This window comes from Bacillus cereus group sp. BfR-BA-01381 (genome assembly GCF_022663555.1).
GTDB lineage: Bacteria > Bacillota > Bacilli > Bacillales > Bacillaceae_G > Bacillus_A > Bacillus_A pacificus.
The window spans coordinates 17,824-30,253 of the sequence record NZ_JAKUFR010000064.1; the positions used below are offsets into that span (position 1 = coordinate 17,824).

The following is a 12,430-nucleotide window of genomic DNA, read 5'->3' on the forward strand; positions in this document are numbered from 1 at the left end:
TGACATTATCATAGCATACTTAAAATGAAATGTACAATCTTTTTTGAAAATAACTGACAAGTTAAGTTTCGTATATAATTATAAATATCTTATTTGAATGCGATTACATTCTTCTTTCTAAGTGTTAAACTGTAATCTGACAACACTTTAATGGAGGGGATGTAATGTCAAACTACGCCAAAGAAGAAAAGCTTACAGGGGGAAACGTCTCAAACGTATATCGTTCTAAAAATACTGTTCGACGAGAATTGAAGCCAGACAGTGCAAAAGTTCATAAGTTATTACAGCATTTAGAAAACAAAGGTTTTCATTACGCACCAAAGTTTTTAGGTATAGATGAGAAAAATAGAGAGATTTTATCTTTTATTGAAGGAGAGGCTGGGAATTATCCTTTAAAAGAATATATGCAATCTAATGATGTGTTAAAAGAAATAGCAAAGATGCTTCGCCTTTATCATGATGCTGTAAGTGACTTTCCATTATTAGATGATTGGAAACCTATGGACCATACCCCAAATAACATTGAGGTTTTATGCCACAATGATTTTGCTATATATAACATTATATTTAATAACGAGAAACCAGTAGGTATTATTGATTTCGATGTTACTGCTCCCGGACCAAGAATTTGGGATATCGCTTATACACTGTATACTTGTGTTCCTTTAAGTAGAGTGTATTATACGGAATCAGGCGAGGCAATTCGTTATGAATCAACACAACATGCTGATCGTATAAAAGAAAGAGTGCAATTGTTTGTTCAGTCCTACGGGAAAAGTATGGACGAAGATTACTTAGGAATGATACTACTACGCCTAGAAGCGTTATGTACGTATATGAAAAGAAAAGCGCAAGAAGGCGACTTGAATTTCCAAAGAATGATTGATGAAGGACATTTAGAGCATTATGAAAAAGATATGAAGTTTATTCGTGATCATGGAGCTGAGTGGATTTGATCATATTGTCTTTTTTTGTCGGTAAGTCGATATTCTTTGTCGAATCGTCGATATATTTGAAAAATCGTTGATATATTTTAAGTTATGATAGATATATCGAAAAAATCGTCGATATATTTTCATTTACTCTCGAATCGTGCGAAAAATAATAAGGGGCATCCTTCAAAAAGGGGCCCCTTCCTTTTATTTCGTAAATTGTGCTTCTTCTGTAGATCCTTTTAATGCTGTCGTTGATGAAGTACCACCTGTAATCACCTGTGCTACTTCATCAAAGTAACCTGTTCCTACTTCTCGTTGATGGCGAGTTGCAGAGTAGCCGTGTTTTTCTGCTGCGAATTCTGCTTGTTGTAGTTCAGAGTACGCTGCCATGCCGCGCTCTTTATAGCCGCGTGCTAATTCGAACATGCCGTAGTTTAATGAGTGGAATCCAGCAAGTGTTACGAACTGGAACTTATAACCGTAAGATGCGATTTCTTTTTGGAAGCTCGCAATTGTTTTCTCATCTAGTTTTTGTTTCCAGTTAAATGAAGGTGAACAGTTGTATGCAAGCAATTTCCCTGGATGCTCTTTATGAATTGCGTCCGCAAATCGTTTTGCATCTTCTAAATTTGGTTCAGATGTTTCACACCAAACGAGGTCTGCGTAAGGAGCGTATGCTAAACCACGTGCAATCGCTTGGTCAAGACCTGCTTTCGTACGGTAAAATCCTTCTGGTGTTCTTTCTCCTGTAATAAACGCTTTATCAACAGGATCGATATCGCTCGTAATTAAATCTGCTGCATCCGCATCAGTTCTTGCAACGATAATTGTCGGTACTCCCATTACGTCTGCCGCCAGGCGTGCCGAAATTAAATTACGCACCGCTGTTTGCGTTGGTAGTAATACTTTTCCGCCTAAATGACCGCATTTTTTCTCTGAAGATAATTGATCTTCAAAGTGCACACCTGATGCACCCGCTTCAATCATACCTTTCATCAGTTCAAATACATTTAATTGTCCGCCAAATCCAGCTTCTGCATCTGCTACAATTGGTACGAAATAATCTGTATCACCGCTTCCTTCCATATGCTGAATTTGATCCGCACGTTGAAGCGTTTGATTAATTCGTTTTACTACAGCAGGTACGCTATTTGCTGGATATAAACTTTGGTCTGGATACATATGCCCAGAAAGGTTTGCATCTGCTGCTACTTGCCAGCCACTTAAATAAATCGCTTTTAACCCAGCTTTTACTTGTTGCATCGCTTGGTTTCCTGTTAATGCGCCAAGTGCGTTAATATAATCTTCCGTATGAAGCGATGCCCAAAGCTTTTCAGCACCGCGGCGCGCTAACGTATGTTCAATATCAATTGACCCGCGCAGGCGAATTACATCTTCTGCCGAATATGGACGTGTGATCCCTTTCCAACGCGTATCTAGTTCCCAGCTCTCTTGTAATTTCTCGATTCTTTCGTTTTTCATTTGTTCCATCCCCTTTTCACTTTTTATAAAATTTCATAACCCGGTAATGTTAAAAATGGTACGAATTCATCATTCCGAACGAGATTTGTAAATAACGTTGTCGCCTCTTGGAATCTCCCTTTCTTAAAGGTTTCTTTACCAATCTCTCTTTCTATTTTTGCTAACTCTTCTTCTTTTAGCTCTTCCATTAATTCAAGTGTAATATTACGGCCATCATTTAATTTTCCACCTTCATGGCGAATCCATTGCCATACTTGTGCCCTAGAAATTTCCGCTGTTGCCGCATCTTCCATTAAGTTATAAATTGGTGCTGCTCCCCGGCCGCTTAACCAAGATGCAATATATTGAATACCTACGCTAATATTCAGACGAAGACCCTCTTCTGTAATCGTTCCCACTGGTACTTCTAATAAATCCTTTTCTGTAACATGTATTTCTTCACGTTTTCTAAAAATTTGATTCGGCGTTTTCATAATGTGATTAAATACTTCCATTGCGACTGGTACAAGTCCCGGGTGGGCAACCCAAGTCCCGTCATGACCGTCTAAAGCTTCGCGCTCCTTATCCGCACGTACTTTTTCAAAAGCTGCTTCATTTGCTTCTGGATTGTTTTTAATCGGAATTTGTGCTGCCATTCCTCCAATAGCTGGTGCATTACGACGGTGACATGTTTGAATGACTTTCAAAGAATACGCGCGCATAAACGGCGCCGTCATCGTGACTTGCGCTCTATCTGGAAGTAAAAATTCATTATGATTACGGAAACCCTTTAGAAAACTAAAAATATAATCCCATCTTCCGCAATTTAATCCAGCAGAATGATCTTTAAGCTCATACAAAATTTCATCCATTTCAAACGAAGCGTGAATCGTTTCCAATAATACTGTTGCTTTAATCGTTCCGTTTGGAATACCGATATATTTTTGAGCAAATACGAAAACATCATTCCATAACCTTGCTTCTAAATAGCTTTCCATTTTCGGTAAGTAAAAGTATGGACCGCTTCCTTTTGCTAAAAGAGCTTTCGCATTATGGAAAAAATAAAGTCCAAAATCTACTAAGCTACCAGACATATTCTTCCCGTCAACTTGCATATGTTTTTCTTCTAAATGCCATCCTCTTGGGCGCACAATTAATACTGCTGTTTTACTATTTAAACGATATGCTTTTCCGTTTTCATTTTTATGTGAAATCGTTCCCTTTACTGCATCTCGTAAGTTTATTTGACCTTCAATTGCATTTTCCCAAGTTGGTGAATTCGAATCTTCAAAATCCGCCATAAAAAGATGTGCTCCTGAATTTAAAGCGTTAATAACCATCTTTCTATCTACTGGACCAGTAATCTCTACGCGACGATCCTCTAAATCCTTTGGCAATTTAGCAATTGTCCAATCCGCTTCACGTATGTGCTTCGTTTCTTCTAAAAACTTCGGAAACTCCCCTGCATCAATTCTCTTTTGTTTCTCCGCACGCTTTTGTAAAAGTTCTATGCGGCGCTCATTGAAATTTTCATGTAGTTCCTTTAAAAAACTAAGCGCCTCAGGTGTCAATATTTCGTTGTACGCTGGTAACATTTCTCCCACGAGTGTAACCCGTGAAGTTTGCGTCGACATATTAGCATCCCCTTCTTAAACTGTTTTATAACAGATTTGATTTTATGTTTTATATTATATAACAAATCTTCAGAAAAGGAAGTTTTTTTTGAAAATTTAATTGATTTTTTATAAAACTGTATTCTTCCACCGGTATTACACATAAAAAAGAAGCCGGTGTTATACAACACCAGCTTCTTGTTCTATTATTTATTCAAAAATTGTTTTAAATAAGAATTGCGCATATTGTTCACGTGTTACTTTCATGTTTGGAGCAAAGTTACCCTTGCCATCTCCTACTGAAATACCATTTGAAGCTACTGCATTAATCGCATTTTCTGCCCAATGTCCTTTTGGTACATCTTTAAATCCTTTTGTTGCTTTTACTTCTAGCTCATATGCTACTGTAAGCACTTGTGCCATTTCTGCACGTGTTAATGTATCTTTCGGTCTAAAGTTTCCAGTTCCATCACCATTAAAGATACCTAATTCTGTTAATACTAAAATTTCTTCTAAGAACATTGTTGACTTTTCATTAATATCTTTGTATGGATTTTCAAGAATATCGCCTTCCTCGAACGCTTCACTGAAATCGATTGTGCGATAAATTAAAGCGGCTACTTGTTCACGTGTTACGTTATGTCCAAAACCAAACATCCCATTTCCATAACCAAGCATAATTTCTTGTTCTGCTAAAGTTTGAATTGCTTCATAAGACCAATGTCCTGCTGGTACATCTTTAAAGATTGCCTGACTTGCTTGTTGTGGCTTTGCAGCTAATTCAGCTTTTGCTGTTGTCCCTTCAGCACTAAATGCTACTCCACCCATAATTGTTAAAGCTGTTGCTACTTTTAAAACTTTTTTCTTCAAAGTATTCTCTCCCTAAAAACATATTTTTTTCTAATATAAAGAATTAATGGAAGCGTAACAATATAATTCCCATGTAATTTTTGTCTAATTTATGAACTATATTTCACATACTTTTATTTACACTTTATTAACAATGAAGTTACTAAACCGTATATTTAAACAATAAAAAGTTACTTTATTCAATCTCTTCTTATCCACTAAATTCGAAAAACTAAATTACGAATAGAAAATCGATATAATTACAAATAATTTTAAATAAGAAAAAAGCGTGGAATTCCCACGCTTTTTTCTTGATATATATTATATTAATATAACTTAAACATCCTTATATTTTAACTTTCATTCATAATCTTCATCTTTTACTGGAAAATAAAAAACAGCTCTATTTAAAAACGTTGCATATTGCTCACGTGTTACAACTTTATTCGGTTCAAATTTCCCATTTCCTGTTCCTACTATGACATGATTAGACTGTAGTGCACTAATCGCATTTTTTGCCCAATGATTATTTGGTACATCTTTAAATGTATGGTTCTTCTTCACCTCAAATGTAAATGCATTCGTAAGAATTTGTGCCATTTCTGCGCGTGTTACTGGTGCAGTTGGTCTAAAGTTTCCTTTTTCATCACCTTTAAAAATACCATGCTCTGTTAATACTAAAATTTCATCTAAAAACATTGTTGCTCTCTCAGAAATATCTTTATATGGATTTTTTAAAGGTCCTTCCTTTTTCAAATTCAATGTACGATACAGCACTGCTGCTACTTGTTCTCTTGTTACATTATCACCTACACCAAACTTACCATTTCCATACCCTAACATTACTTTATTGTATACTACATCCATTATATCGTCATATGCCCAGTAGTTTACTGGAACATCATCAAACACAATCATTTCTGGATATTCTTCTGCTTTTACGTTTGGAACATTCGTACTTACAAACAAACCACCCATAATAGTTACCGTTGCCATTATACGTAACATATTCTTCTTCATTGCCCTCTCCCCTTTACCTCCATTTGAAAAAACGGAAAATAATAGACTGAAATCCTTTCCAATATTACATATGTTGCCTTTGCACCATTTATGCAATATATTACATTTAAAAAATCTATTATTGTGAAAATCACTACTAAAGGAGAGCCAATTCGCTCTCAATTTCAACTTTTATACCGAATTGTGCGCAAACCAATTTTCTTTCCTGTATTCATGTAAAGATGTTTCTATAATATAAATATTCTACTTTTTTTAAAAGAAATCCTTCACGTTTTAAGAGTTCATTTTCTAGACAAAAAATGCAATTATATCGACTTAACTACAACATACGACAATAGTAACCTCTCTATTAACAAAAGCTCATAATGAGCGAAAGATACCTCTTCCACAAATTATGAGCTTTCTCTTTATCTATTCCATTTTCCCTGGAGAATTATCAATTGATCGTTGTAAAAACTTCGCAAATTGCCCACGTGTAACGAGCATTTCAGCCTGGAACTTGCCATCTCCCGTTCCTACCGCTACTTTATTAGACTGCAATGCGCTAATTGCATCCCTTGCCCAATGATTTTCTGGTATATCTGTAAATGTATGTGGACTCTTTGTTTTCAACTCATATGCTTTCGTTAAAATTTGTGCTAATTCTGCACGAGTCAATGTATCTTTCGGACGGAAATTCCCATTTTCGTCTCCTTTAAAAATACCAAGCTGTGTTAAGCGTAAAATTTCGTAAGGGAACATAGTTGATTTCCCACTAATATCTCCATATGGATTTCCAATAGTCGCACTTCTTTTTACATGAAGTGCGCGGTACAATACTGCTGCCGCTTGTTCACGTGTTATATGATCTTCCGTCCCAAACTTACCATTTCCATAACCATACATAATGCGATGATATACTAAATTTGTAATTTCATCATATGCCCAATGATCTGTTGTTACATCATCAAACTTTATCATAATATTAGGACTAGATTTTTTGATAACATCTGTATTTGCAGACACACCATTTGCACTTACAAATATTCCCCCCATTAAAGTTAGTGATGTCGCAATCTTTACTAGCTTTTTCATCTCTCTCATCTACCTTTTCCTTTATTTCCCTGCAAATTATATTATACAAGAAATCTGAAAATTATAAATGTAATTAAACCTAATTGTTTACAATTAAGAATAGAATTTTTCTTCTACTATTATTTTTTCATCCTTCGTTTTTCGAAAAGTAAATGCCATTCCTACAAATATAAGAACAATTCCTACTATTTGCATACTAGTCGGTCTAAAACCAGTAAAGACGGTATCTAATAGTATTGCAACCGCAGGATCTAAAAATACTAATACAGAAATCATTCTAGTAGATAAATCTCTTAAACTATCAAAAAATAAGTAATATACAAATCCAGTATGTATAAGACCTGTCGCTGTAATCATCATCCAATTCATCTCTGTTAACCCTTGAAACTTGCCAAAGTCTACGAATGGTAGCAATAAAAATATACCTAAAAATGTTTGTAAAAATGTCATCGCATATGCGCTCGTATGCTGAATTCCTTTTCCTAGTAAAGTAGTAAAAGCATAAAATAGTGCCGCAAGTAGTGCCCATACCATGCCAGATGACATAAGTTTTTCAAGTGATAGACTTCCATCTACTCCAGCCACTAACACTGTACCGATAAAACAAATGACAATGGACAAAACAGCAAACATTGTAAGTCTCTCTTTAAATACGATACTACCAATCATTAATACGATAATGGGTGCTAGATGATAAACTGAAATCGCAATTGTAATCGACATAACTTCAAATGCTTTAAATAGAAATACCCAGTTAAAAACGAGAAATATACCGCATGCTAATATTTGCATGACTTCTTTTTTATTCCATTGCTCACTTTTATATTGTCCTGTTACGAGCCAACATAATGCTAAAAATATAGTCGCACAAATACAACGAACGAATACTAATTCAAAAGACGGTAAACCTGTTTGAACAGAGAAAAATCCAATTGATCCGAAAATAGACATCGAAAGGATCATTTTTATAGCCGGCATTGATTTTGAATGAAACAAAATATTAACCTCCTAAACTTTTCACTGAATATTCCATATATTATACACTATAATTTTCCAAAACTCGAATAACGCATAAAAAAAAGAAGCAGTACACTACCGCTTCTTTTCCTTTTCATATTGTTCAAACGTATGAATTCTTTCGAAAATTGGTGGATGTGTGTATAAGAAAAACTTCACTAACGCAGGAGGATTTACTTGGCTTAAACTCGTTTTTGATAAATATTGAAACGTTTTTACACCAGATTTCCCGTCCTTCGTCATGTCTAAAGCATATTGATCTGCTGCTCGTTCTTCTATACGAGAAACGTAGTTTGTCGCTGGCTGTGATACAAAAGAGAGGACAGAAGAAATTAAGAAAAATAAAGGTAAAATTGAGAAACATGCTGCTTTTGAAATTTGCAGCGTATCTCCCCATTTTCGAATACACATATTTATAATACGACTAATGAGGTACATCCCTATAAACGATAGCAACACATAACTCGCAACGCCCCAATATATATGTTTCATAACATAATGCCCCATTTCATGGGCCATTATAAATAAAATTTCTTTATCTTTTAATTGCTTAAGCGTCGTATCCCACATTACAATACGCGAGTTAAGTCCTATTCCTGTTACGTAGGCATTTAATGCATTCGTTTTTTCCGACATATTTACTTCATATACATGTTTTGCTGGAATATCAGCTTTGTCTGCCATCGCTAAAATTTTCGTTTCTAATTCTTTATCTTTTAGCGTCGAGAAGTCGTTATACAGTGGATCAATCACGACAGGCTGTATGAATGTTAAAAAGATTGTAAATGGAACAGAGAGTGCCCACCCTGCTAACCACCATCTCTTCGGGAATTTGCGAATAAGCCATAGAAGAACCGTAACTACAATTAACATAGTTGCATAACTTTCCCAAAAACCGATAACATGATCTTTTATCCAGCTTTGTGTACTTTGCGTTGAAATGCCGTAATCAACGGAAACTTTTCGGCTAATCCATTGCATCGGCAAGGCAAGAACTGTTGTAAGTAATGATAAATAAAAGAAATAAATCGCAACTTGCAGGACACTTATTTTCGTCGTTTCCTTCGACCATTTCTCAAACTTTTTTGAAATACCGAGCACAAGTACAAATAATAAAATAATCCATTCAAGAGGCGTAGCTAAAAAATACAGTAAATTTTTCACGCGCGAATAATCTTGGCTTAGCGTAAGCTCTCTTGCATTCATAAACGTTTCTGGATCTGCACTCGTTCCTTTGTACATGTCAGGAATTAGTTCATGATTCCATCCAAATAAATACCAATATATAAATAACGCAAACCCAACGTACAAAAAAAGCGACCACCCGATAACCTTCCTCACGCTATTCCCTCCTCTATGCTGCCTGTCTATTATTATTGTAAGTTCGTACATGCTAAATTAGAACAAGCTTATTACGCGAATTGCTCGAGATCCTTTTATTTACATAAAAAAACTCTTCTACATAAAGAAGAGTTTTACCTACCTTTAGACGCTTTCTTCGGTTCATACTCTGGGATAAGAAACGTACTTACAACCCAGCATATTAAACCAACGCCTTTTATATAGCGTATATATTCATAGTCTTGAAAAAATAAAGTCGTTACAATAAGCGTAAAAAATCCAATTAAAACTAGTACGTATCCTATTTGCTTCTTAGATAACATAGCGTACCTCCTTAAGGAAGTATATCCATTAATAAGCTAAAATCTTGTAAAGAAAAAGAACTATATTTCATAATACCTTGTACAGCTAAAAGTAAAATAAGACCGGTCACACACATATAATTAACGCTTTCTTCACTCTTTTTTTCAGCAACTACACCGCCACTAATACATAAAATCCCTAGCAAATGAAGTGCTAAATACATAAAGAAATAAGCTTCCTCCCAGCGAAGAATAACGTTGACTGTCGTTATTAGCACTATACTAAGCACAATCAAATAAAAAAACTTATTTGATGATATTGTTTCATTCATATAATTTTATACATCCCTTTCAAATTTAGAATGAATGATGTTTCAAAGCTATAAAGTAAATGATTGTTTTCATACTATAAAACAAAAGGAAAGCCACTATTACTTTCTCGAATACTTTATGAACCCACATATACTTCTCTTCATTTTTTCTGAATATGCGCTTCATCATTTCTTCTACAATTAGACCAAATAGTAGTAAAACTCCTAACACAATGAGAAGAGAAATAATATTTTCTTTTACATGAGTACTAGAAAATAAGTAATACTCCGGAAACACAATCGTATCTACTACAGGTTGCAGCCAATAACAAACGCTTTTATCACACATATCTGTAATAGACGTAGAATCTATAATGTCTTTCAATATTTTTTCAATCGTCTTCTTCATCTCATTTACTCCCCACGACGTCTGAAAAGCTTTTTTCCTGCTCTACATATATAGCGGGCATTTCTTTACTCCAATATTTGCGGTTAACAAATAAAAAGATGAGTACTAGGTTTAATCCTGTTATAAAAATAATAAGTCCTGGAAAGAACGTCGTATAATTTGAGAAATCTGCAAAACTCATTATCTCTTCTTTATTTATTAAAAAAGAAGCACCGATTACAAATGCATTGTTTAACATGTGAATAGCGATTGGCATGAGTAAACTATTCGTACGAATATATACGATTGATAGTACAACGCTAAATACAATTGCACCTAGGAAATCAACGTGTAACAATGCAAACAATATTGCTACAACAATGATCGCTATACTCGTTCCCCATTTTGCTGCGAAGCGTTGCAGTAAAAATCCGCGAAAAACAAATTCCCCAATAATTGGTGCGATGAATACGACCATAATAACTTGATAAACATATCCTCCAGTTCTATCCATAATCGGTTCACGTAATGCGTTCATAATAAATGTCGGTGTAATCCACGCAAAGCTATACATGTACAAAATAAGATATCCATAACTAAACACGCATAACATGATCGTAATGTATAAAACTTGCACCAGGTTAAATGTTTCATTTCTATTAATAAATAATGAAAATGCAACACGGTGTTTTTTATACTCAAAAAAAATCCACGTAATCGGCAGAATATAGAATATAAGAATATTTATAAAAGTAGAATTTTGCATATGAAATGTATTTTCTATCAATTCATTACTGGCTCTTGCAACTACAGTTAATAGTGCAAATACAATTAAAAAATATCTAGCTCGCATCGTTTGAAACGGATTCACACTCATCTCCTCCCCTATGTTACTTTTATCATATCATTTGATTCTTAATTTTTTGAGAAAGAAAACCTTAAAATTTCCTTAAAAATTCCATAAGTTACCGAAAGATGATATGATATTCGAGGAAATTAGGAGGGATTTTTTATGTATGAAGCAAATATTTTGCTCGTTGATGATGAAACAGCAATTTTACAATTACTAACTACCATTCTTGAAAAAGAAGGTTTTTCTCATATTACAACTGCAACATCAGCTGAAATAGCTTTATCTCTCACTCAGCAAAACGATTACGACTTAATTATTTTAGATGTCATGCTTCCTGGACAATCTGGTTTTGATATTTGTCCCATCATTCGACAGAAAACAGATTGCCCTATCTTCTTCCTCACAGCTAAAACATCTGATTTAGATAAAATATCTGGATTTTCACACGGTGCAGATGATTATATTACGAAGCCATTTAATCCACTTGAAGTAGTAGCTCGTATGAAAGCACAACTCCGAAGACATATGAAGCAAGTAATGACACACGAACAAAAAGCACAATCCAGTTCATTTGGCAGATTTGAAATTGATCGCTATTCCGCAGAGCTTACAGTAAATGGACATGTTGTCGAATGTTCCGCCCAGCTATTTCAGCTATTACTCTTCTTTTGCGAGAATCCGAACTATGTATTTTCGAAAGAAGAAATATACGAGAAAGTTTGGGGAGCACCTGCCTATAATGGCGATGATAATACCGTTATGGTCCACATTCGAAAACTACGTGAAAAAATTGAACAAGACCCAAGTAAACCAGAATATATAAAAACTGTTCGCGGGCTTGGCTATAAGTTCATTACAAAGTAGGGTGACGATATGAACTTTAATAAACGACTTATTATCCAGTTTATCATGCAACACGTATTTGTTTTAGTTACATTACTAATTGCTGTAGTAGCGGCTTTCACTTATTTATTTTTTCTTGTTACGAGTACTTCATACGAACCGAACATTCCAGATGCTGATAGTTTTACGATTTCCAGATATATCTCTTCAGAAGATGGCGAAATTTCGTTAAAGGCTGAAGTAAAAGACTTAATTAAAGAGAAAAATGATTGGATTCAAGTTGTAGAGGAAAACGGAAAAGTTCTCTATCACTTTAATACTCCTAGTGACGTGCCAACATCTTATACGGAAACATCATTATTCTCTTATATACAGAATCACATAGAAAGCCCTTATACGTTTACATATTGGGAAATTGAATTA

The 12,430-nt window shown here is 34.7% G+C and carries 13 protein-coding genes and 1 pseudogene; 3 read left to right on the forward strand and 11 right to left on the reverse strand.

Going from position 1 to position 12,430, the window contains the following annotated elements; all coding sequences use genetic code 11:
• Positions 1 to 164 precede the first annotated feature (164 nt).
• Entirely contained in the window at positions 165 to 956 is a 792-nt protein-coding gene (locus MR079_RS19940; RefSeq protein ID WP_242294492.1) for a phosphotransferase, read from the forward strand.
• Between the two features lie 183 nt (positions 957 to 1,139).
• On the opposite strand, the gene aceA is transcribed toward MR079_RS19940, so the two are convergent.
• The 11 genes from aceA to MR079_RS19995 all read right to left on the reverse strand — a co-directional run bounded on the left by aceA (position 1,140) and on the right by MR079_RS19995 (position 11,182).
• Positions 1,140 to 2,417 (reverse strand): isocitrate lyase, encoded by a 1,278-nt coding sequence (gene aceA, locus MR079_RS19945; RefSeq protein WP_000787354.1) that lies wholly within the window; start codon positions 2,415 to 2,417, stop codon positions 1,140 to 1,142.
• A 23-nt stretch (positions 2,418 to 2,440) separates the two neighbouring features.
• Positions 2,441 to 4,030, reverse strand: coding sequence for a malate synthase A (gene aceB / locus MR079_RS19950; RefSeq protein ID WP_242294493.1), 1,590 nt, complete (start codon positions 4,028 to 4,030; stop codon positions 2,441 to 2,443).
• Positions 4,031 to 4,219: 189 nt separating this feature from the next.
• Positions 4,220 to 4,879: an S-layer homology domain-containing protein gene (locus MR079_RS19955; protein WP_242294494.1), complete on the reverse strand. Its 660-nt coding sequence runs from the start codon at positions 4,877 to 4,879 to the stop codon at positions 4,220 to 4,222.
• Positions 4,880 to 5,218: 339 nt separating this feature from the next.
• On the reverse strand, positions 5,219 to 5,878 hold the full coding sequence (locus MR079_RS19960) for an S-layer homology domain-containing protein (RefSeq protein WP_087951633.1): 660 nt from the start codon (positions 5,876 to 5,878) through the stop codon (positions 5,219 to 5,221).
• A 411-nt stretch (positions 5,879 to 6,289) separates the two neighbouring features.
• Positions 6,290 to 6,961: an S-layer homology domain-containing protein gene (locus MR079_RS19965; RefSeq protein ID WP_242294495.1), complete on the reverse strand. Its 672-nt coding sequence runs from the start codon at positions 6,959 to 6,961 to the stop codon at positions 6,290 to 6,292.
• An 84-nt stretch (positions 6,962 to 7,045) separates the two neighbouring features.
• Positions 7,046 to 7,948 carry a DMT family transporter gene (locus tag MR079_RS19970; RefSeq protein WP_139868751.1) on the reverse strand — a complete coding sequence of 301 codons (903 nt, stop codon included), beginning with the start codon at positions 7,946 to 7,948 and terminating at the stop codon, positions 7,046 to 7,048.
• Positions 7,949 to 8,044: 96 nt separating this feature from the next.
• Positions 8,045 to 9,310 (reverse strand): M48 family metallopeptidase, encoded by a 1,266-nt coding sequence (locus MR079_RS19975; RefSeq protein ID WP_139868753.1) that lies wholly within the window; start codon positions 9,308 to 9,310, stop codon positions 8,045 to 8,047.
• A 134-nt stretch (positions 9,311 to 9,444) separates the two neighbouring features.
• Complete coding sequence (locus MR079_RS19980; protein ID WP_074615152.1) at positions 9,445 to 9,633, reverse strand: hypothetical protein; 189 nt, start codon at positions 9,631 to 9,633, stop codon at positions 9,445 to 9,447.
• A gap of 11 nt (positions 9,634 to 9,644) precedes the next feature.
• Positions 9,645 to 9,944, reverse strand: a complete 300-nt coding sequence (locus MR079_RS19985) for a hypothetical protein (protein ID WP_242294496.1) — start codon at positions 9,942 to 9,944, stop codon at positions 9,645 to 9,647.
• A gap of 25 nt (positions 9,945 to 9,969) precedes the next feature.
• Complete coding sequence (locus MR079_RS19990; RefSeq protein ID WP_139868755.1) at positions 9,970 to 10,332, reverse strand: hypothetical protein; 363 nt, start codon at positions 10,330 to 10,332, stop codon at positions 9,970 to 9,972.
• Position 10,333: 1 nt separating this feature from the next.
• Positions 10,334 to 11,182 carry a CPBP family intramembrane glutamic endopeptidase gene (locus MR079_RS19995; RefSeq protein WP_242294497.1) on the reverse strand — a complete coding sequence of 283 codons (849 nt, stop codon included), beginning with the start codon at positions 11,180 to 11,182 and terminating at the stop codon, positions 10,334 to 10,336.
• 141 nt (positions 11,183 to 11,323) lie between these two features.
• Here MR079_RS19995 and MR079_RS20000 point away from each other — a divergent pair, with 141 nt between their 5' ends.
• Both MR079_RS20000 and MR079_RS20005 read left to right on the forward strand, forming a co-directional pair.
• Positions 11,324 to 12,028: a response regulator transcription factor gene (locus MR079_RS20000; protein ID WP_139868757.1), complete on the forward strand. Its 705-nt coding sequence runs from the start codon at positions 11,324 to 11,326 to the stop codon at positions 12,026 to 12,028.
• A gap of 9 nt (positions 12,029 to 12,037) precedes the next feature.
• Positions 12,038 to 12,430: pseudogene (locus MR079_RS20005) on the forward strand (sensor histidine kinase); the annotation flags it as partial.

Excerpts from the sequence above, each read along its gene's own strand:
- aceB (WP_242294493.1), bottom strand. The coding sequence starts at position 4,030 with ATGTCGACGCAAACTTCACGGGTTACACTCGTGGGAGAAATGTTACCA.
- MR079_RS19980 (WP_074615152.1), bottom strand. The coding sequence starts at position 9,633 with ATGTTATCTAAGAAGCAAATAGGATACGTACTAGTTTTAATTGGATTT.
- MR079_RS20000 (WP_139868757.1), top strand. The coding sequence starts at position 11,324 with ATGTATGAAGCAAATATTTTGCTCGTTGATGATGAAACAGCAATTTTA.
- MR079_RS19985 (WP_242294496.1), bottom strand. The coding sequence starts at position 9,944 with ATGAATGAAACAATATCATCAAATAAGTTTTTTTATTTGATTGTGCTT.
- MR079_RS19965 (WP_242294495.1), bottom strand. The coding sequence starts at position 6,961 with ATGAGAGAGATGAAAAAGCTAGTAAAGATTGCGACATCACTAACTTTA.
- aceA (WP_000787354.1), bottom strand. The coding sequence starts at position 2,417 with ATGAAAAACGAAAGAATCGAGAAATTACAAGAGAGCTGGGAACTAGAT.
- MR079_RS19940 (WP_242294492.1), top strand. The coding sequence starts at position 165 with ATGTCAAACTACGCCAAAGAAGAAAAGCTTACAGGGGGAAACGTCTCA.
- MR079_RS19960 (WP_087951633.1), bottom strand. The coding sequence starts at position 5,878 with ATGAAGAAGAATATGTTACGTATAATGGCAACGGTAACTATTATGGGT.
- MR079_RS19990 (WP_139868755.1), bottom strand. The coding sequence starts at position 10,332 with ATGAAGAAGACGATTGAAAAAATATTGAAAGACATTATAGATTCTACG.